Origin of the sequence: Streptomyces sp. NPDC079167 (assembly GCF_040686735.1) — a bacterium.
Lineage (GTDB): Bacteria > Actinomycetota > Actinomycetes > Streptomycetales > Streptomycetaceae > Streptomyces.
On record NZ_JBFBLO010000005.1, the window covers coordinates 66,163 to 84,740 of the forward strand.

The 18,578-nt window shown below is 70.1% G+C and carries 18 protein-coding genes; 7 read left to right on the top strand and 11 right to left on the bottom strand.

The features are described from left to right. Positions 1–15: 15 nt before the first annotated feature. Together AB0P41_RS12245 and AB0P41_RS12250 are read left to right on the top strand one after the other, a co-directional pair. A complete protein-coding gene (locus tag AB0P41_RS12245; protein ID WP_356707167.1) occupies positions 16–1,734 on the top strand; it encodes an acyl-CoA dehydrogenase family protein in 1,719 nt (572 codons plus the stop codon). 94 nt (positions 1,735–1,828) lie between these two features. Then, positions 1,829–2,185 carry a hypothetical protein gene (locus tag AB0P41_RS12250; protein ID WP_356707166.1) on the top strand — a complete coding sequence of 119 codons (357 nt, stop codon included), beginning with the start codon at positions 1,829–1,831 and terminating at the stop codon, positions 2,183–2,185. A gap of 90 nt (positions 2,186–2,275) precedes the next feature. Here AB0P41_RS12250 and AB0P41_RS12255 read toward each other — a convergent pair whose 3' ends face one another. Beyond that, positions 2,276–2,482 carry a hypothetical protein gene (locus AB0P41_RS12255; protein ID WP_356707165.1) on the bottom strand — a complete coding sequence of 69 codons (207 nt, stop codon included), beginning with the start codon at positions 2,480–2,482 and terminating at the stop codon, positions 2,276–2,278. A gap of 71 nt (positions 2,483–2,553) precedes the next feature. Beyond that, the gene (locus tag AB0P41_RS12260) at positions 2,554–2,817 is read right to left on the bottom strand and encodes a DUF5133 domain-containing protein (RefSeq protein ID WP_356707164.1); all 264 of its coding nucleotides are present in this window, start codon (positions 2,815–2,817) and stop codon (positions 2,554–2,556) included. 204 nt (positions 2,818–3,021) lie between these two features. On the opposite strand from AB0P41_RS12260, the gene AB0P41_RS12265 reads away from it, so the two are divergent. Further along, positions 3,022–3,687, top strand: a complete 666-nt coding sequence (locus tag AB0P41_RS12265) for a DUF998 domain-containing protein (protein ID WP_356707163.1) — start codon at positions 3,022–3,024, stop codon at positions 3,685–3,687. Between the two features lie 22 nt (positions 3,688–3,709). On the opposite strand, the gene AB0P41_RS12270 is transcribed toward AB0P41_RS12265, so the two are convergent. From AB0P41_RS12270 to kdpF, 9 genes are all read right to left on the bottom strand, one after another. Continuing rightward, positions 3,710–3,928 (bottom strand): ferredoxin, encoded by a 219-nt coding sequence (locus tag AB0P41_RS12270; protein WP_356707162.1) that lies wholly within the window; start codon positions 3,926–3,928, stop codon positions 3,710–3,712. Positions 3,929–3,933: 5 nt separating this feature from the next. Continuing rightward, positions 3,934–5,127: a cytochrome P450 gene (locus AB0P41_RS12275; RefSeq protein WP_356707161.1), complete on the bottom strand. Its 1,194-nt coding sequence runs from the start codon at positions 5,125–5,127 to the stop codon at positions 3,934–3,936. 138 nt (positions 5,128–5,265) lie between these two features. Then, positions 5,266–6,081 (bottom strand): SAM-dependent methyltransferase, encoded by an 816-nt coding sequence (locus AB0P41_RS12280; RefSeq protein ID WP_356707160.1) that lies wholly within the window; start codon positions 6,079–6,081, stop codon positions 5,266–5,268. A gap of 230 nt (positions 6,082–6,311) precedes the next feature. Beyond that, positions 6,312–7,310 (bottom strand): polysaccharide deacetylase family protein, encoded by a 999-nt coding sequence (locus AB0P41_RS12285; protein WP_365931659.1) that lies wholly within the window; start codon positions 7,308–7,310, stop codon positions 6,312–6,314. Between the two features lie 113 nt (positions 7,311–7,423). Further along, positions 7,424–8,425, bottom strand: a complete 1,002-nt coding sequence (locus AB0P41_RS12290; protein ID WP_365931662.1) for a glycoside hydrolase family 11 protein — start codon at positions 8,423–8,425, stop codon at positions 7,424–7,426. Positions 8,426–8,917: 492 nt separating this feature from the next. Further along, positions 8,918–9,595 (bottom strand): potassium-transporting ATPase subunit C, encoded by a 678-nt coding sequence (locus tag AB0P41_RS12295; RefSeq protein ID WP_356707157.1) that lies wholly within the window; start codon positions 9,593–9,595, stop codon positions 8,918–8,920. A 28-nt stretch (positions 9,596–9,623) separates the two neighbouring features. Further along, positions 9,624–11,723 (bottom strand): potassium-transporting ATPase subunit KdpB, encoded by a 2,100-nt coding sequence (kdpB, locus tag AB0P41_RS12300; RefSeq protein WP_365931664.1) that lies wholly within the window; start codon positions 11,721–11,723, stop codon positions 9,624–9,626. Beyond that, complete coding sequence (gene kdpA / locus AB0P41_RS12305) at positions 11,720–13,384, bottom strand: potassium-transporting ATPase subunit KdpA (RefSeq protein WP_365931666.1); 1,665 nt, start codon at positions 13,382–13,384, stop codon at positions 11,720–11,722. Before kdpA ends, kdpB begins: the two co-directional genes overlap by 4 nt. Before the next feature lie 8 nt (positions 13,385–13,392). Continuing rightward, complete coding sequence (gene kdpF / locus AB0P41_RS12310; protein ID WP_033304754.1) at positions 13,393–13,482, bottom strand: K(+)-transporting ATPase subunit F; 90 nt, start codon at positions 13,480–13,482, stop codon at positions 13,393–13,395. A 323-nt stretch (positions 13,483–13,805) separates the two neighbouring features. Between kdpF and AB0P41_RS12315 the strand changes: the two genes are divergently transcribed. The 4 genes from AB0P41_RS12315 to AB0P41_RS12330 all read left to right on the top strand — a co-directional run bounded on the left by AB0P41_RS12315 (position 13,806) and on the right by AB0P41_RS12330 (position 18,555). Continuing rightward, a complete protein-coding gene (locus AB0P41_RS12315) occupies positions 13,806–14,354 on the top strand; it encodes an AAA family ATPase (RefSeq protein ID WP_356707154.1) in 549 nt (182 codons plus the stop codon). Between the two features lie 108 nt (positions 14,355–14,462). After that, positions 14,463–15,032 carry a TetR/AcrR family transcriptional regulator gene (locus AB0P41_RS12320; protein ID WP_356707153.1) on the top strand — a complete coding sequence of 190 codons (570 nt, stop codon included), beginning with the start codon at positions 14,463–14,465 and terminating at the stop codon, positions 15,030–15,032. A 53-nt stretch (positions 15,033–15,085) separates the two neighbouring features. Further along, a complete protein-coding gene (locus AB0P41_RS12325; protein WP_365931669.1) occupies positions 15,086–16,270 on the top strand; it encodes an SGNH/GDSL hydrolase family protein in 1,185 nt (394 codons plus the stop codon). Positions 16,271–16,494: 224 nt separating this feature from the next. Next, positions 16,495–18,555, top strand: coding sequence for a SpoIIE family protein phosphatase (locus AB0P41_RS12330; RefSeq protein WP_356707151.1), 2,061 nt, complete (start codon positions 16,495–16,497; stop codon positions 18,553–18,555). Positions 18,556–18,578: the final 23 nt, after the last annotated feature.

The window sequence follows — 18,578 nt, forward strand, 5'->3', positions numbered from 1 at the left end:
GGAAGGCGTGCCACCATGGCCGACCCGCTGCTGTTCAACCCGCGCACCTACGACCCGGCGCACTTCGACCCGGAGACCCGCAGGCTGCTGCGCGCCACCGTCGACTGGTTCGAGGCACGCGGCAAGCGCCGGCTGATCGAGGACTACCGGACGCGTGCCTGGCTGGGCGACTTCCTCGAATTCGCCGCGAAGGAGAGCCTCTTCGCCACCTTCCTCACCCCCGCCTCCGCCGCGGAGCGGGACGACCAGCGCTGGGACACGGCGCGGATCGCCGCGCTCAACGAGATCTTCGGGTTCTACGGACTCGACTACTGGTACGCCTGGCAGGTGACCATCCTCGGTCTCGGCCCGGTCTGGCAGAGCGACAACGCCGCCGCCCGCAGCCGCGCGGCACAACTCCTCGCCCAGGGTGAGGTGTTCGCCTTCGGCCTCTCGGAGAAGGCGCACGGCGCCGACATCTACTCCACCGACATGCTCCTGGAGCCGGACGGCGACGGCGGCTTCCTGGCCACCGGTTCCAAGTACTACATAGGCAACGGCAACGCCGCCGGCCTCGTCTCCGTCTTCGGCAGGCGCACCGACGTCGAGGGCCCGGACGGCTACGTCTTCTTCGCGGCCGACAGCCGCCACCCCTCCTACCACCTCGTGAAGAACGTCGTCGACTCCTCCAAGTACGTCAGCGAGTTCCGCCTCGACGGCTACCCCGTCGGCCCCGACGACGTCCTGCACACCGGCCGCGCCGCCTTCGACGCCGCCCTCAACACCGTCAACGTGGGCAAGTTCAACCTCTGCACCGCCTCGATCGGCATCTGCGAGCACGCGATGTACGAGGCCGTCACCCATGCGCAGAACCGCATCCTCTACGGCCGTCCCGTCACCGCCTTCCCGCACGTCCGCCGTGAGCTGGCTGACGCCTACGTCCGGCTCGTCGGCATGAAGCTGTTCAGCGACCGCGCCGTCGACTACTTCCGCTCGGCCGGCCCCGACGACCGCCGCTACCTGCTGTTCAACCCGATGACGAAGATGAAGGTGACCACGGAGGGCGAGAAGGTCATCGACCTGATGTGGGACGTCATCGCCGCCAAGGGCTTCGAGAAGGACACGTACTTCGCCCAGGCGGCCGTGGAGATCCGCAGCCTGCCCAAGCTGGAGGGCACGGTCCACGTCAACCTCGCCCTCATCCTGAAGTTCATGCGCAACCACCTGCTGGACCCCGCCGGGTACGCCCCCGTGACGACGCGCCTGGACACCGCGGACGACGCCTTCCTCTTCCGGCAGGGACCGGCCCGCGGCCTCGGCTCCGTACGCTTCCACGACTGGCGGCCCGCCTACGACGCCTACGCCGCACTCCCCAACGTCGCCCGCTTCCGGGAACAGGCGGACGCGCTGTGCGACTTCGTGTCCGACTCCGCGCCCGACGACGAACAGAGCCGCGACCTGGACTTCCTGTTGTCCGTCGGCCGGCTCTTCGCGCTCGTGGTGCACGGGCAGCTGATCCTGGAGCAGGCGGGGCTGACCCGACTGGACGAGGACGTGCTCGACGAGCTGTTCTCCGTGCTCGTCCGCGACTTCTCCGCGAACGCGGTCGAGCTGCACGGAAAGGACTCGGCGACCGAGGGACAGCAGCGCTGGGCCATCGCCGCGGTGCGGCGTCCCGTCGCGGACGAAGCCCGCTCGGCACGGGTCTGGGACCGGGTCGAGGCGCTTTCGGGGGCGTACGAGATGGCTGGGTGACTCAGGCCGCTCCGGCCCGCATCGCCCGCGCCCGCAGGGGCATATGAAAGGTCCGGCGGCCGGAAGGGCCGGTTGCCGGAAGGAGGAGGCGACCATGGAAAGGGTCTGGGCGGGGCGGGCACAGACGGACGGCGCACTGGGTGACGGCGTCATCGGATACGACGTGGAAGCACCGGACGGAAGCGTGGGCACCGTCATCAGGCTCTCGCCGGTACCGGGGTTCGACCATCTCGTGATCGACGCGGGTGTCTGGAAGTTCGGGAGAAGCGTCGTCGTGCCCGCCGGCATGGTGACAGGTGTCGACGACGAAGAACGTGTGATCAAGGTGGGGTGCACCAAGGACCAGATCAAGGACGCCCCGCGCTTCGAGCGTGATCAGGACACCGGGGACCTCTTCTATCTGCGCCGGCTCGGTGCGTACTACGAATCGCTGACGGCCTCCCACGGGTGAGCGGGACCGTCGACGTCCGGCGGCGGGGCCGAACCGCTGTCCGGCCCCCGCGTCAGGAAGACCTGGCGCGGGGGTACCGGCGGCCGAGTGTCACTCTGAGCGGCGGGGCGGCAGCGGCAGTGGCAGCGGCGCCGGCCAGGACCACATGGCGGCCGAGGGCGGCAGTACCTCGTGGACGGCGTCCCGGAGCCCCTCCGCCGCCGGTCCCGGCTGCACCCGGGCATCCGGTACCAGCAGGGGCACGGCGGTGACGAAGATCTCGTCGGACAGGACGGTCAGCCGTTCCGCGTTGCTCACCTCGCCCCTCCCCGCTCGGCTGTCGTCCGTCCGACCGGCGTCGAGGGGGCGAGCCGGAGCGCGGGCGCGGGTCAGACGGCCTGGAGGCGGTCGTCCCGCTGCGTCCCGACGGTCCGGCGGAGCGCGGGGGAGACCGCTGTCCGCATGCCGAGCATGGTGTCGGCGACATGGAGGGCCTGCGGAACCGTCTGGGTGCCGGTCATCACGCACAGGGTGTAGGCGGCGTCCTCCGCGGCACGGGCGGTCGCGTCCGTCGAGCGGCGCGAGTCCTCGATCCGTGCGTCGGCGTAGCGGGCCAGAGCGACTCTCAGGTCCTGAGGACTGGGTGTCAGCACAGCAGGTTCTCCTCTGTTCCGGTCGGATCCACTTCCGGTGCGGGCTCCGGGACGCCGGGGGCCGTCCTCCGGCCGCCCGTGCGGTGCGGTGGCACACGCCGTCGTGTGACCCGCCGTCAGGCGTGTACCCGCTTGCGAGCGGAGTACGCCCCTCTCCTGCGTGTGCGCCGTCCGTCGCCGGTCCCGGCGTTCTACCGTGCACCGATGCGGTCTGTTTCCTGGTGGGTCCTGTTCTCCTCGGTGTGTGCCCCGGTCCTCCTCGTCGGCGGCTGGGCGGTCTCCGCGGAGCTCCAGGGGCCCGGCTACGATCCCGCGTCGGCGACGATCAGCATCCTGGCCGCCGACGGCGCCGCCGGTTACTGGGTGATGACGTCAGCTCTGCTCGCCCTCGGAGCCTGCCACGTGGTGACCGCGTGCGGACTGCGACCCGCCGCGCCGTTCGGACGGGTGGCCCTGGCCGGCGGTGGGGTCTCGGCGATGCTGCTGGCCCTGTTCCCGGCCCCGAGCAGTGGTGGCTCGTTCTCCCACGGCGTCGTCGTGGCCGTGGGCTTCTCGCTGCTCGCGGTGTGGCCGGTCCTGGCCGTGCGACGCTCCACCGCCGACCCCCGGAACCCGTCCGGGCCAGGTGCGGCCCGCGTACCGCGTGCGGCCCCGCCCTGGGGGCTGCGGCCAGGGCCCTCCGCCATGGCAGCCGCGCTGATATGGCTCGGCGGTGCCTGGTTCCTGCTCGCACTCTTCGTCCTCGACACCGCGGGCGCGGCCGAGCGCGTCCTCACGTTCGCGCAGTCGTTCTGGCCTCTCGTCGTGGTCCTGTCCTGCTTCAGGACCCGGGACGACAGGTTCGGGGCAGGGGGCCGGGCCGACGGCTGACGCGGGCGGCCCGGCCCCTCCCTCACGGACGCGGCCCGATCGCCCGGTCCCCGTCGCGGACCAGGATCGCCGCCGCGGGGCACGAGTCCGCCGCGTCCAGCGCGCGTTCGTCAGGAGCTATCCGCTCCCGCACGGGCCTGGCCCGGTCCTCGTCGTCCAGGGCGTACAGATCGGACGCCATTCCCGCGCACATACCCGAACCCATGCACAGTTCGCGGTCCACCTCGGTCGTCCAGACCATGCCGGTCACCACCCCACCGGCATCTCACGCGGACCGCGCACGAGCATCTGGTTCTTCCACTTCACGTCCCCCGCCACATGCAGTGCGGGGAAGCGCACGAGCAGCGCCTCCAGCGCCTCCTGAAGCTCCAGCCTGGCGAGCGGTGCGCCCAGACAGTGGTGGACCCCGTGCCCGAACCCCAGATGCTGGACACCGGTCCGGGCCACGTCGAGGCGCCCCGGGCCCTCGAACTTCAGGGCGTCGCGATTGGCGGCACCGACCGCGACGAGCACGGGCTCGCCGGCCCGGACGAGCGTCCCGCCGACCTCCACGTCCTCCGTCGCGTACCGGGGGAAGCCGGCGCCGCTGCCGAGCGGGACGAACCGCATCAGCTCCTCGACCGCGCCGCGGATCAGCTCGGGGCGCTCCCGCAGCAGCTTCAGCTGATCAGGGTGCTCGAGCAGCGCGTACACGAAGTTCGGGATCTGGGTCGCGGTGGTCTCGTGGCCGGCGACGAGGATGCCGACGCAGAGGTCGACCAGTTCCAGTTCGGTGAGCCGGTCCCCGGTGTCCCGGGCCTCGATCAGCCCCGTCATCAGGTCCTGCCGCGGGCTGCGCCGGTGCTCGTCGATCAGCGAACCCATGTACGCGCGCAGCTCCTCGCGGCTGCGAAGGAACTCCTCGGCGGTCAGGGAGCTGGTGGAGAGGGCGGCATCGCTCCAGGCCCGGAACCTCGGGCGGTCCTCCTCCGGCACGCCGAGCATGCGGCAGATGACCGCGACGGGAACCGGCAGCGCGTAGTGCTCCACCAGGTCGGCCGGCTGACCCTGGGCCTCCAGCTCGTCGAGCAGGCCGTGGGCCAGCTCCCGTACCCAGGGGCGTAACTTCTCCACCTGATGCACGGTGAACGCCTTCGCCACCAGGGTGCGCAGCCGGGTGTGGCCCGGCGGGTCCATGCTCAGGATGCCGCTGTCCCGGCTTCCCTCCGACTGGCGCGGCTCGTCGTGGCGGAGGGCCTCGGCCCGGCTGAAGCGGCGGTCGCCGAGGACCAGGCGCGCGTCGGCGTAGCGGGTCGCGAGCCACGCGGGGTCCCCGTACGTCATGCGTACGCGCACGAGGCCGGGCCGCTCCAGAGCTTCCCGGTACGCGTCAGCCAGACCGAGCCCGTCCGGTTCGTTGAAGGGATAGGGAACCGGTGTCTCTCCGGCTGTGGCCGTCATGGTGTCGTCTCCCTGGCTCTCGGCGGATGAGCGGACCATCCGAGAATCAGGCGGCGCCGCCGGAGAGGTCAACAGCGCCTTGTCGGCCATCCCGGGCCGTCGCCACCACGGAGCGACGGCCCGGCTGCGCGGGAGGGGTTACGGCTTCCGTCCGACCGCCACATAGCCGGCGCTGACGATGTCGTCCTGGCCGGGGACGGGCTCACCGAGTCCGGGGTGCCATGCCTCCGCCGCCACGATGCCCGGTTCGACGATGTCGAGTCCGTCGAAGAAGCGGGCGAACTGGGCACGCGTGCGAGGTGCCAGGGTGAGGGTGTTGGCCTTGTACATCTCGTTGACCTTGCCCGCCTCCGCCGGGTGGAAGTCGGCGGTGAGATGCGAGATCACCAGATGACTGCCGGGCGCCAGCACCTCGGTCAGCCGTTCCACCAGCTCGTAGGCACCGTCCTCGTCGCTCACGAAGTGCAGCAACGAGATCAGCGAGAGGGCGACCGGCCGGCTGAAGTCCAGGGTCTTGCCCGCGTGTCCGAGAATGGCGTCCACCTCGCGGGCATCCGCCTGCACGTAGTCGATGGCGCCCTCCGGAGTGCCCTTCAGCAGGGCCTCGGCGTGCGCCAGGACGATGGGATCGTTGTCGCAGTAGACGACCCGTGCGGCCGGCGCCGCCTGTTGGGCCACTTGGTGCAGATTCGGCTCCGTGGGTATCCCCGTGCCGATGTCGAGGAACTGCCGGATCCCCTGTTCGGTGAGCCACCGGGTGGCGCGGTGCATGAAGGCGCGGTTCACCTTCGCCATGACCGGCACCGAGGGTTCGACGGCAAGCATCTGCCGTCCCATGGCCTCGTCCACCGGATAGTTGTCCTTGCCGCCGAGGAACCAGTCGTACATCCGGGCGGGATGAGGTCTGCTGGTGTCGATGCGCAGGGCGGGGGCATCGTTCTCCGGTCGGGACATGACGAACTCCTGGGTGTGCGCGGCAGCGGGATGATCAGCTTGCGACCAGAATAGGCAACGGAAGCGCCTGAAAGGCCGACGGGCGCTCAACTCCTCTGATCTACATGGCGACTTAGCCGGTGATGTCGCCTACGTACCGTGCGAGTCCCTCCAGCAGGGCCGTGCGCGGACATGCCGGTGGAAGCGGCGGGCAGGGCCACCGTCCCACCGGCACAGGACGTGCGCGGGTGTCAGCCGGTGGTGCAGGTGACGCTGGGCCAGGTCCAGTTGCCGTTGGCCTGGATGGTGGCGCCCCAGTTGTTGCCGCTGCCGTTGGACTTGGCACTCAGTACCTGGGCGCTGGGGTAGCTGGCGCTGGTGTTCCAGGTGGAGAGGACCTTGGCGGGGGAGGGGACGTTCATCGTGACGGTCCAGTTGTTCGATCCGGAGACCGAGACGTTGAGGTTGTAGCGGTCGCTCCACTTCGCACCCGCCGTGACGGTCGCGGTGCAACCGCCGTTGCCGCCACCCCCACCCCCACCGCCGCTGCCGCTGTCAGGAGCGACGGCGCGGCCGGTCTGCGGCGAGATCATGCCGGTGCAGAGCCCTCGGCTCGCCAGGCCCTGGGCGATGCGCGGGATGGCCGCGAGGGTGTTGGCCGGCCAGTCGTGCATCAGGATGATCTGGCCGTCGGTCAGCCGGGCGCTGGCCTGCACGATCGCGTCGGTGCTCGCGTTGTTCCAGTCCTGCGAGTCGACGTCCCAGATGATCTGGGTCAGGCCGTACTTGTCCGCGGCCGCCCGCACCGTCGCGTGGGTCTCACCGTACGGAGGACGGAACAGCTTCGGCGTGCCCCCGCCCCCGGCGGCGATGGCCTGCTGTGTCCGGGAGAGCTCCGAGTCGACCTGCGCCTGACTCTGCTGGGTCAGGTGCGGGTGCGTGTAACTGTGGTTGCCGACCCACATGCCGGCGTCCACCTGTGCCCGCACCTTGGCCGGATCGGCCGCGGCGTACTGGCCCTGGTTGAACATCGTGGCCCGCAGCCCGTTCTGCTCGAGGGCGCTGAGCAGGGCCGGAGTGCTGCCCGACGGGCCGTCGTCGAAGGTGAGCCCGACGTACCCGTTGCAGGCGGCGCCGGCCGCGGCATGGGAGGGAGCGGTGTCCACGGCGACCGTGGCGGTCGCGGCCGTCGCGGCGACGGCCAGTGCCGTGACCACCGGCCGCAGGGACAGGCGTGGCGTGATGCGCATACGGGTGAGTCCTTTCTCGTCATGACGGACAGGGACAAAGGGGGAGAGACGGCTGACCGTGGGGCGGCGTTCCCCGCCGCCCCACGGCCGGGGACGTACCGGCTGCGCGGGTGTCAGCCGGTGGTGCAGGTGACGCTGGGCCAGGTCCAGTTGCCGTTGGCCTGGATGGTGGCGCCCCAGTTGTTGCCGCTGCCGTTGGACTTGGCACTCAGTACCTGGGCGCTGGGGTAGCTGGCGCTGGTGTTCCAGGTGGAGAGGACCTTGGCGGGGGAGGGGACGTTCATCGTGACGGTCCAGTTGTTCGATCCGGAGACCGAGACGTTGAGGTTGTAGCGGTCGCTCCACTTCTCGCCCGCGGTCACGGTGGCGGTGCAGCCTCCGCCTCCGCCTCCGCCTCCGCCTCCGCCACCGCCGGATGTGCCGCCCACGGTGATGTTGGAGCTCCCGCTGCTCTGGTAGCCCTCCGTCGCCATGATCATGTAGTTGAAGGTGCCCAGATTCATCCCCTGCCGGGCCCACGCGTCGAAGTGGTTGCCGGTGGTGATGGTTCCGCCGGTCCGCTTCGACTGCCGGACGCTCCAGAACTGCTTGAACGTGCGAGTGCCCTCGATCGACGGGGCGTTGACGCGCGTCGTCTCGTAGATGTCGTACGTCCCGCCGTCGCTGGTGACGGTGCCCTTGAAGGTGCCTGTCGGGCGGTAGGTGCCCCAGTTGTCGACGATGTAGTACTCCACGAGCGGGTTCGTCGACCACCCGTAGAGGGTGAGGTAGGCGTTGCCGGACGGGTTGAAGGAGCCCGAGTACGTCACGCTCCTGCGGCCTCCGGTGCTCCATCCCTTGCCTGCGACGAAGTTGCCGGTGTTGCTCCACGACGTGCTGTAACCACCGCCGGACGACAGGTTCATCGAGACGGTGCCGGGGCTGTCGGTCCAGAAGGAGTAGTAGTAACCGTTGTCGGTGCCGGTCCGGTTCGAGTTGACGACCGTGTCGGCGCTCGCGCTGCCAGGCAGGGCCAGCACGGCCACGGCGGCCATCGCCATGGCGAGGACATTGCGGATGGACCGTCTGAGCCGGCCGCGTGTGCGGCTCGTCGACTGTGCGGGTGCGTCGTTCATGTGCGTGCTTTCCTCCTCGTCCTCATGAGGCCGGGTGGGGGTTCCGGGCAGCGCGAGACGCCCTCTGTGGGGGGAGTCGGTGCACGGGCGATCACGCGATGACGTGTGGGTGTCGCGCTTCCCGGCCGGACTGGGCCGGCCGTCGTGCTCGGTGACCGGCCTGGTGTGCCGGGTCGGGGTGACCCGGATCGACAGTGATTGAGGTCTGTCGACGGCGAACAGTGTTGAACCGGCCCCGCCGGGTGTCAATAGTTTCGGCGAGGATTACGAAACCATCGATCGGGGGATTGAGCTCTTCGAAGGCCATTTCGCCAGTTCAGCCGTGCTTGCGTTTGCTCGGCATGGAGTGGGTTGTCGTGCTCCGTGGGAAAAGGGTTGGAATTCACGTCCGAAGCTTTCGAAAGTTTCGGTGGCGTGAGAGGCGGGCAGAGAGGGGGAACGAGAACGGCGGCGGTTCCCTCCGGAACCGCCGCCGCTGACCGCCGGGCCGTGTCAGCCCTTGTTCACGTCCCTGAGCGCGGTGTTGAGCTCCAGGACGTTGACCCGGGGCTCGCCCATGAACCCGAGCGTGCGGCCCTCGGTGTGCTCGGCCACCAGCTTCGCGACCTGCTCGACGGGGAGGTCGTTCTTCTCGGCGACCCGGTGGACCTGGAGCCTCGCGTACACCGGGGAGATGTCCGGGTCGAGCCCCGAGCCGGAGGAGGTGACCGCGTCGGCCGGCACGTCCTGGGGCCGCACCGTGTGGGACGGAGTGGAGTTGTCCGCCACGACCGCGGCCTTCGCCTCCTTGACCCACGCGACCAGGTCTTCGTTGTCCGCCGAGCGGTTGGTGGCACCCGAGAGGATCAGCGAGTACTGAAGGTTCACGCTGTTGCTGCCCAGACCGTTCGACGGGCGGGGCTGGAACCACTTCAGATCCGGCTTCGCCACCTCGCCCGGGTCGTCGGGGTTCTGCTTCGGCAGGTTGTACGTCTGCCCGATCAGGGACGAACCGACGGTCCGGCCGTCCCCGTCACTGATCTCGGAACCATTGGCCTTTTCGCTGAAGAGCGCCTGGGCGACGCCCGTGACGGCGAGCGGGTAGAGGACGCCGCAGATGACGCTGAGGACGAGCAGGGCACGCAGCCCCGCTCCGACGAGGCGGGCGGTGTTCTTGAGAGAGGTGTTCATGGCTGATCAGCCGTTTCTGGTTCATGGTTCAGGAGAGCCCGGGAACGAGGGAGAGGAGCAGGTCGATGATCTTGATGCCGATGAACGGGGCGACCAGGCCGCCGAGTCCGTAGATCCCGAGGTTGCGCCGCAGCATCCTGTCGGCGCCTGCCGGCCGGTACCTGACCCCCTTGAGGGCCAGCGGTACGAGGGCGATGATGATCAGTGCGTTGAAGATGACGGCGGACAGGATCGCGGACTCGGGTGACGCGAGCCCCATGATGTTCAGCTTGTCCAGGCCCGGGTACACCACCGCGAACATGGCCGGGATGATCGCGAAGTACTTCGCGACGTCGTTGGCGATGGAGAAGGTCGTCAGTGCGCCCCGCGTGATGAGGAGCTGCTTGCCGATCGCGACGATCTCGATGAGTTTGGTGGGGTCGGAGTCCAGATCGACCATGTTCCCGGCCTCCTTGGCGGCCGAGGTGCCGGTGTTCATCGCCACGCCGACATCCGCCTGGGCCAGCGCCGGGGCGTCGTTGGTGCCGTCCCCCGTCATCGCGACGAGTTTGCCTCCCGCCTGTTCCCGCTTGATGAGGGCCATCTTGTCCTCGGGGGTCGCCTCGGCGAGGAAGTCGTCGACTCCCGCCTCGTCGGCGATCGCCTTGGCGGTCAGCGGGTTGTCGCCCGTGATCATGACGGTCCGGATGCCCATCCGCCGGAGTTCGTCGAAGCGCTCCCGCATGCCGTCCTTGACGACGTCCTTCAGATGGATGACGCCCAGGATCCGCGCACCCTTCGCGTCCTCCACGGCGACGAGCAGCGGGGTGCCGCCCGCCTCCGAGATCCGGCCGGCGAGCGAGCCGGCGTCGTCGGCGACGTGACCGCCCCGCTCCCGCACCCACGCCACAACCGAACCCGCCGCTCCCTTACGGGCCTTGCGGCCGTCCACGTCCACCCCCGACATACGGGTCTGCGCCGTGAAGGCGACCCATGTGGCGTGGGAGAGCTCGCCCTGGTGGCGTTCGCGCAGACCGTACTTCTCCTTCGCGAGGACCACGACCGACCGGCCTTCGGGGGTCTCGTCGGCCAGCGAGGACAGCTGCGCCGCATCGGCCAGCTCCGCCTCGGTCGCCCCCCTCACCGGTACGAACTCCGCTGCCTGGCGATTCCCGAGCGTGATCGTGCCGGTCTTGTCGAGCAGCAGGGTGGAGACGTCACCCGCCGCCTCCACCGCGCGCCCCGACATGGCCAGCACATTGCGCTGGACGAGACGGTCCATGCCCGCGATGCCGATCGCGGAGAGGAGGGCCCCGATGGTCGTCGGGATCAGGCAGACCAGCAGCGCGGTCAGCACGATCATGGACTGCCTGGCACCGGCGTACACCGCGAACGGCTGGAGGGTGACGACGGCGAGCAGGAAGACGATGGTCAGCGAGGCGAGCAGGATGTTCAGCGCGATCTCGTTGGGGGTCTTCTGCCGGGCGGCGCCCTCGACCAGGGCGATCATCCGGTCGATGAAGGTCTTCCCCGGCTCGGTGGTGATCCGGACGACGATCCGGTCGGAGAGCACCTTCGTACCGCCGGTGACGGCACTGCGGTCGCCGCCCGACTCCCGGATCACCGGGGCGGACTCGCCGGTGACGGCCGACTCGTCGACGGACGCCACGCCCTCGACGACGTCACCGTCGCCGGGAATGACGTCGCCGGCCTCGCAGACGACCAGGTCACCGACGCGCAGCTCGGTGCCGGGCACCTCCACCTCGTCACGGCCGTCCAGCCGGCGGGCGACCGTGTCGGTCTTCGCCTTGCGCAGGGTGTCGGCCTGGGCCTTGCCACGCCCCTCGGCGACGGCCTCGGCGAGGTTGGCGAAGAGGGTGGTCAGCCACAGCCAGGCCGTGATGGCCCAGCCGAACCAGTCACCCGGATCCTGGAGCGCCAGCAGGGTGGTGACCACCGAGCCGACCAGCACCACGAACATGACCGGGGACTTGATCATGACGCGTGGGTCGAGTTTCCTCACCGCGTCGGGCAAGGACCTCAGCAACTGCTTCGGGTCGAAGAGACCCCCGCCGACACGTCCGGCCGCGGCTGCGCCCTCGCCGGGCAGGTCTTCGTGCGGGGCTCGGGTGGGGGTGACGGTACTCATGAGGCGAGTCCTTCGGCGAGCGGCCCCAGCGCCAGGGCCGGGAAGTAGGTCAGACCGGTGAGGATGAGGATCGTGCCGACGAGCAGGCCCGCGTAGAGGGGCTTGTCGGTCCGCAGGGTTCCCGCCGTGGCGGGGGCCGGGTGCTGTTCGGCGAGCGAGCCGGCCAGCGCAAGGACGAACACCATCGGGAGGAAGCGGCCGAGCAGCATCGCGATCCCGATGGTCGTGTTGAACCACTGGGTGTCGGCGTTGAGCCCGGCGAAGGCGGAGCCGTTGTTGTTGGCGCCGGAGGTGTAGGCGTACAGGATCTCGGAGAACCCGTGCGCGCCGCTGTTGGTCATCGAGTCGGCCGGGGTCGGCAGGGCCATCGCCACCGCGGTGAAGCAGAGCACCAGCGCCGGCGTGATCAGGATGTAGCACGCCGCGAGCTTGATCTGACGGGTGCCAATCTTCTTGCCGAGGTACTCGGGTGTGCGGCCGACCATGAGGCCGGCGATGAACACGGCGATGACCGCCATCACCAGCATGCCGTAGAGGCCGGATCCGACACCGCCGGGCGCGATCTCCCCCAACTGCATGCCGAGCATGGTGATGCCGCCGCCCAGCCCCGTGTACGAGGAGTGGAAGGAGTTCACCGCACCGGTCGACGTGAGGGTGGTCGCCACGGCGAAGATCGACGATCCGCCGATGCCGAACCGTGTCTCCTTGCCCTCCATCGAACCGCCGGCGAGGTCGAGGGCCGGGCCGTGGTGGGCGAACTCGGTCCACATCATCAGCGCCGTGAAACCGATCCAGACGGTGGCCATCGTGGCGAGGATCGCATAGCCCTGCCGCAGGTTGCCGACCATGCGGCCGAAGGTGCGGGTCAGCGCGAACGGGATCAGGAGGATCAGGAAGATCTCGAACAGGTTGGAGAAGGGGCTCGGATTCTCGAAGGGGTGGGCGGAGTTGGCGTTGAAGTAGCCGCCACCGTTCGTGCCCAGCTCCTTGATGACCTCCTGCGAGGCGACCGCGCCCCCGTTCCACTGCTGGGTACCGCCCGTGAACTGCCCGACCTCGTGGATGCCGGAGAAGTTCTGGATGACACCGCACGCCACCAGTACGACCGCGCCGGTCACGGCGATCGGCAGGAGGATGCGCACGGTGCCACGGACCAGGTCCGTCCAGAAGTTGCCGAGCTCGCCGGTGCGGGAGCGCGAGAACCCGCGTACGAGGGCCACGGCCACGGCCATGCCGACAGCGGCCGAGACGAAGTTCTGCACCGCGAGGCCGCCGGTCTGCACGACGTGGCCCATGGCCTGTTCGCCGTAGTACGACTGCCAGTTGGTGTTCGCCACGAAGGACGCCGCGGTGTTGAACGCCTGGTCCGGGTCGATCGACACGAAGCCGAGCGATCCGGGCAGGACTCCCTGCAGACGCTGAAGCGCGTAGAGAAAGAGGACACTCACCGCGGAGAAGGCGAGTACGCCGCGCAGATAGGCGGGCCAGCGCATCGACGCCGACGGATCGGCTCCGACGGCACGATAAAGCCACTTCTCCGGCCGGTAATGCTTTTCCGAGGAGTAGACCCGGGCCATGTAGTCACCGAGCGGACGGTATGCGAGGGCAAGCGCCGAAATCAGCGCGAGCAGCTGAAGCACACCAGCTGTTACAGGGCTCATAGCGAGCTTCAGAACCTCTCCGGGTACACGAGCGCAAGGACGAGGTACACCAGCAGGGAGACGGCCACGACCAGGCCGGCGATGTTCTCGGCGGTCACAGCTTCGTCACCCCCCTTGCGATGAGAGCCACCAGTGCGAAAACCGCGATCGTGGTGGCGACGAAGGCCAGATCGGCCATCGTGAGCTCCTGTGTGAAGTGAAAGGAATGGAGTCGGCCGGTGCGGCCGAAGAAAAGCAAACCGCGTGGCCCGCCGGGTGTTGAGCGCCTTTGACGGGCTCCATACGGGCGGGGCCGGATTCTTGACGCGGTCCGTACGCGGAGGGAGGCGTCATTCCGGGCGGAAATTCCGGGCCGCGCCCCGCTTCCCGGACGGGTACGCTCTCGCGTCAGCGTGTGGTGTGTGCGAGCGGGAGGAACCGAATGGATATCGACCCCGGCCCGGCCGTCGTTCTGATCACCGGTGTGATGGCGTCGGGGAAGTCGACCGTGGCCCAGCTCCTGGCCGGGCGTCTGCCCCGCGCGGCGCATGTGCGAGGCGACGTGTTCCGCCGTATGGCCGTCTCGGGCCGGGAGGAGCTGATGCCGGAGGAGACCGCAGAGGCCAGGGCCCAACTGGAGCTCCGCCAAAGGCTCTCCGCGCTCGTGGCCGACGAGTACGCGCGCGACGGGTGGACCGCGATCGTCCAGGACGTCGTCCTCGGCGCGGACCTGGAGCGCTATGTCGCGAGGGTGCGCACACGTCCCCTGTACGTCGTCGTGCTGGCTCCCTCCGCCGCGGTCGTGCGGGACAGGGAGGCGGCGCGCTCGAAGACCGGCTACGGCGCCTGGACGGTCGACGCGCTCGACCGCAGTCTCCGGGAGGAGACGGCCGGCATCGGCCTCAGGCTGGACACCTCGCGGCAGACACCCGACGAGACGGTTGCGGCGATCCTGGCCGGCCTCCCCGCGGCGCGTGTCCACGGCGGCTGAGGGCGCGGTGCCGACGGACTCCGCGGACCCGCTCTCCTAGTCGGCTCGATGATTTGCCTAATGCCTCTAGGTAAACGCATAATCGAACCCGGTTGAGGAAGGGTGACCATGGCACGAGCAGGACTGACCGCAGAGCGCCTGACGCGGGCCGGAGCTGACATGGCCGACGAGGTCGGCTTCGACAACGTGACCGTCGCGGCGCTCGCCCGGCAGTTCGGCGTCAAGGACGCCAGCCTCTATTCGCATCTGAAGAACTCCCAGGACCTCCGGACGAGGATCGCCCTGCTGGCCCTGGCGGAACTCGCCGACCGCGTCGCCGCCGCTCTGGCCGGGCGAGCGGGCAAGGACGCGCTGGAGGCGTTCGCGAACGCCTACCGCGACTACGCCCGGGAGCACCCCGGCCGCTACGCCGCGGCGCAGCTCAGGCTCGACCCGGAGGCGGCCGCAGCCAGTGCCGGTGGACGGCACGCCCAGATGACGCGGGCGATCCTGCGCGGCTACGACCTCACGGAGCCCGACCAGACCCATGCGGTCCGGCTGCTGGGCAGCGTCTTCCACGGCTACATCAGCCTGGAATCGGGCGGGAGTTTCAGCCACAGCGCCCCCGGCACCCAGGAGACCTGGTCACGGGTCCTGGACGCCCTCGACGCGCTGCTGCGCAACTGGCCCACACCCTGAATCCGGCCCGCCCTTCCCGGCCGGGCCGACGCGCGACGGAACAGGTACCGAGAATGAGCACCAGGCCCCAGCTGCTGACGACCCCCCTCACCGAAGACCTGCTGCGCGGCGCCCTCGACGTGGAGCGCACCGAGCACGGTCTGCTGCCGCACCGGCTGCCCGCGCATGCGCGCGCCCGGAACACCGACGGCCAGCTGGCCATGGCGGAGTCCCAGCCCTCCGGAGTGCGCCTCGTCATGCGCACGCGGGCGACCGTCGTGGAGCTGGACACCCTGCCCACCAAGCGGGTGTACACGGGCGCACCGCCCAGGCCGGACGGCGTCTACGACCTGCTGGTCGACGGCCGCCTCGCGGGCCGGGCCTCGGTGACCGGCGGCAACACCCTCACCATCGACATGGCCACCGGGTCGGCCGAGGTCAGGCCGGGGCCGGTGGGCACCCTGCGCTTCAGCGGTCTGTCCGACGCTCCGAAGGACCTCGAGATCTGGCTGCCTCACAACGAGACCACCGAACTGGTCGCCCTGCGCACCGACGCCCCGGTCGAACCGGTCCCGGACCGGGGCCGCCCGGTCTGGCTCCATCACGGCAGCTCCATCAGCCACGGCTCCGACGCCGCGAGCCCCACCACCACCTGGCCCGCGCTGGCCGCCGCCCACAGCGGGGTGGAGCTGGTCAATCTGGGGTTCGGCGGCAGCGCCCTGCTCGATCCGTTCACCGCCCGCGCCCTGCGCGACACACCCGCCGACCGGATCAGCGTCAAGGTCGGCATCAACCTGGTCAACACGGACGCGATGCGCCTGCGCGCCTTCACCCCGGCCGTCCACGGCTTCCTCGACACGATCCGCGAAGGCCACCCCACCACCCCGTTGCTGGTCGTCTCGCCCATCCTCTGCCCCATCCACGAGAAGACCCCCGGGCCCAGCGCACCGGACCGCAGCGCCCTCGGTGAGGGGAAGCTGAAGTTCAGCGCCGCGGGAGACCCGGCCGAAACGGCCGCCGGCAAGCTCACGCTGAGCGTCATCAGGGACGAACTCGCCCGCATCGTCGAGCAGCGGACGGCCGAGGACCCGAATCTGCACCACCTCGACGGCCGCGAGCTCTACGGCGAGGCCGACTCCGCGGAGCTGCCGCTCCCCGACGCCCTGCACCCCGACGCGGCCACACACCGTCGTATCGGCGCACGCTTCGCGAAGCTGGCCTTCGACGCGGGCGGTCCGCTCGCCGTCGCGGGCCGCTGAGCCAATCGGCTGTGCCGGGGGAAGCCGCCGGTTGAGAGCGGGAACCCGCAAAGGCATTCTTGAACAAAGGTCGCATATAGGTGTTCGTGGGCGACCTGCCTAGGCGATGGACGAGTGATGAGCCCATGAGCATGGACGAGACCGGGCGCGCGGGTGCGTCCGCGGACAGGGGTGCACGTGCGGCCGCCGGTCGAGGGCCGTCCGTCGGCGTACCGTCCGAGGAGATGCGCTGCCGGATCCTGGAGCAGCTGCCGGTGCTGGTTGCGTACTTCGACCGGGACCGGAGACTCGCCATGGCCAACGCCGCCTCGGCCGCCTCCGTCGGCAGGACCGAGGCATCCCTGCTCGGCCTGCAGCCCGGCGAGGTGGAGCCCGGCCTGGTCCTGCAGGGCGGGGAAGGTCTCGCGGCGGCGATCGAGCGGGTGCTCAGGACGGGCGAGGGCGAGCCGTACGAGACGCACCTCGTGGTCAGCGACAGCGAGCACATCTGGCAGGCCGCCCTGTCGCCGGTACGGAACGCCGCCGGCGAGGTCGAGGGCGTGGCCGTCGTGACACTGGACACGACCGAGCAGTTCTGGGCGCGGAAGCGCCTGGGCGTCCTGAACAAGGCCAGCCGGCGTATCGGCAGCACGCTCGATGTGGGGCGCACCGCTGAGGAGCTGGCGGAGCTCGCCGTCGAGGACTTCGCCGACTTCGTCGCTGTCGACCTGCTCTCCGAGGTACTGACGGGCGGCGAGGCGCGTTCGGTGCTCCACAGGGACACCATCAGCTTCCACCGGGTGGCCCAGCAGTCGGTGCTCGAAGGATGCCCCGAGTCGGTCGTCCCGCTCGGTGAGACCCACGCGTACGACCGGGACTCGGAGGTGGGCCGCGCGCTGGTCCGCGGGGAGCCGGTGCGCTTCACCGTCGACGAGGAGGCACTGCGGCGCTGGAATTTGGTCGATCCCGCACGGGCGCGGAGCCTGCACGAGAACAAGATCCACTCGGTGCTGGTGGTTCCGCTGCGGGCCCGTGGCATCACTCTCGGCACGTCCTTGTTCTGCCGGCACAGGACCCCCGGCGGGTTCGGGGCCGCGGATCTGCAGCTCGCCGCCGAACTCGTCTCGCGCGCGGCCGTCTGCGTGGACAACGCCCGCCGGTACACCCGCGAGCGGGCCACGGCGCTCGCACTGCAGCGCAGCCTGCTGCCGCGCCGGGCGGCCCGGCAGCAGGCGGTCGAGGTCACGGCACGCTATCTCCCGAACACCGACGGGGCCGGGATCGGCGGGGACTGGTTCGACGTGATCCCGCTGTCCGGCGCGCGGGTCGCGCTCGTGGTCGGCGACGTCGTCGGTCACGGTCTGCACGCCTCGGCCACCATGGGCAGGCTCCGCACCGCCGTACGGACCCTCGCCGATGTCGACCTCGCGCCCGAGGAACTCCTCACGCAGCTCGACGCCCTGGTGCTCACGCTCGACCGTGAACAGCCGGCGGACAGCTCCGAGGGCGCGCAGGTCGCCGGTGCCACCTGCCTCTACGCCGTCTACGACCCGTCGACAGGGCTCTGCACGATGGCCAGGGCGGGCCACCCCGAGCCGCTGCTGGCCTGCCCGGACGGCACCGTCAGACAGCTGCCGCTGCCCTCCGGGCCACCGCTCGGTGTGGGCGGCCTGACCTTCCGGGGGGCCGAGTTCGAGCTGCCCGAGGGCAGCCGGCTCGCCCTGTACACGGACGGCCTGATCGAGACGGCGGGCCGGGACCGCGATCACGCCCTCGCCGAGCTCCGCGATCTGCTCGGCGGCTCCACGGACTCGCTCGAAGAGGCCTGCGACACCGTCATGGACGCGCTGGTCCCCGAGCAGCCGAACGACGACGTCGCCCTGCTGTTGGCCCGTACCCGGCGCCTCGACGCGGGCCACTACGCCGCGTGGGACCTCCCCGCCGACCCGTCCGTCGTCTCCAACGCCCGTAAGCGTGCCGCCGCCCAGCTCACGGCGTGGGGCCTGGACGACGCGGTGTTCACCACCGAGCTGGTCGTCAGCGAACTGGTCACCAACGCCATCCGCTACGGTGCCGAACCGATCCGGCTCCGCCTCATCCGCGACACCGCGCTCATCTGCGAGGTCTTCGACGGCAGCAGCACCGCCCCTCATCTGCGCCGCGCCCGGATCTTCGACGAAGGCGGACGCGGCCTCCTGCTCGTCGCGAGTCTCACCGAGCGCTGGGGCACCCGCTACACCAGCGACGGCAAGACCATCTGGGCCGAACAGCCGCTGCCGGACGCGGAGGTGGCGGACCTGGTCTGAGGCGGTGAGAAGCTGGTTTCCCC

Coding starts and splice junctions, on each gene's coding strand:
- AB0P41_RS12250 (WP_356707166.1), top strand. CDS start 1,829: ATGGAAAGGGTCTGGGCGGGGCGGGCACAGACGGACGGCGCACTGGGT.
- AB0P41_RS12295 (WP_356707157.1), bottom strand. CDS start 9,595: ATGAACACCTCTCTCAAGAACACCGCCCGCCTCGTCGGAGCGGGGCTG.
- AB0P41_RS12315 (WP_356707154.1), top strand. CDS start 13,806: ATGGATATCGACCCCGGCCCGGCCGTCGTTCTGATCACCGGTGTGATG.
- AB0P41_RS12245 (WP_356707167.1), top strand. CDS start 16: ATGGCCGACCCGCTGCTGTTCAACCCGCGCACCTACGACCCGGCGCAC.
- AB0P41_RS12275 (WP_356707161.1), bottom strand. CDS start 5,127: ATGACGGCCACAGCCGGAGAGACACCGGTTCCCTATCCCTTCAACGAA.
- AB0P41_RS12280 (WP_356707160.1), bottom strand. CDS start 6,081: ATGTCCCGACCGGAGAACGATGCCCCCGCCCTGCGCATCGACACCAGC.
- AB0P41_RS12265 (WP_356707163.1), top strand. CDS start 3,022: ATGCGGTCTGTTTCCTGGTGGGTCCTGTTCTCCTCGGTGTGTGCCCCG.
- kdpA (WP_365931666.1), bottom strand. CDS start 13,384: ATGAGCCCTGTAACAGCTGGTGTGCTTCAGCTGCTCGCGCTGATTTCG.
- AB0P41_RS12270 (WP_356707162.1), bottom strand. CDS start 3,928: ATGGTCTGGACGACCGAGGTGGACCGCGAACTGTGCATGGGTTCGGGT.
- AB0P41_RS12285 (WP_365931659.1), bottom strand. CDS start 7,310: ATGCGCATCACGCCACGCCTGTCCCTGCGGCCGGTGGTCACGGCACTG.
- AB0P41_RS12325 (WP_365931669.1), top strand. CDS start 15,086: ATGAGCACCAGGCCCCAGCTGCTGACGACCCCCCTCACCGAAGACCTG.
- AB0P41_RS12320 (WP_356707153.1), top strand. CDS start 14,463: ATGGCACGAGCAGGACTGACCGCAGAGCGCCTGACGCGGGCCGGAGCT.
- AB0P41_RS12330 (WP_356707151.1), top strand. CDS start 16,495: ATGCGCTGCCGGATCCTGGAGCAGCTGCCGGTGCTGGTTGCGTACTTC.
- AB0P41_RS12290 (WP_365931662.1), bottom strand. CDS start 8,425: ATGAACGACGCACCCGCACAGTCGACGAGCCGCACACGCGGCCGGCTC.
- kdpB (WP_365931664.1), bottom strand. CDS start 11,723: ATGAGTACCGTCACCCCCACCCGAGCCCCGCACGAAGACCTGCCCGGC.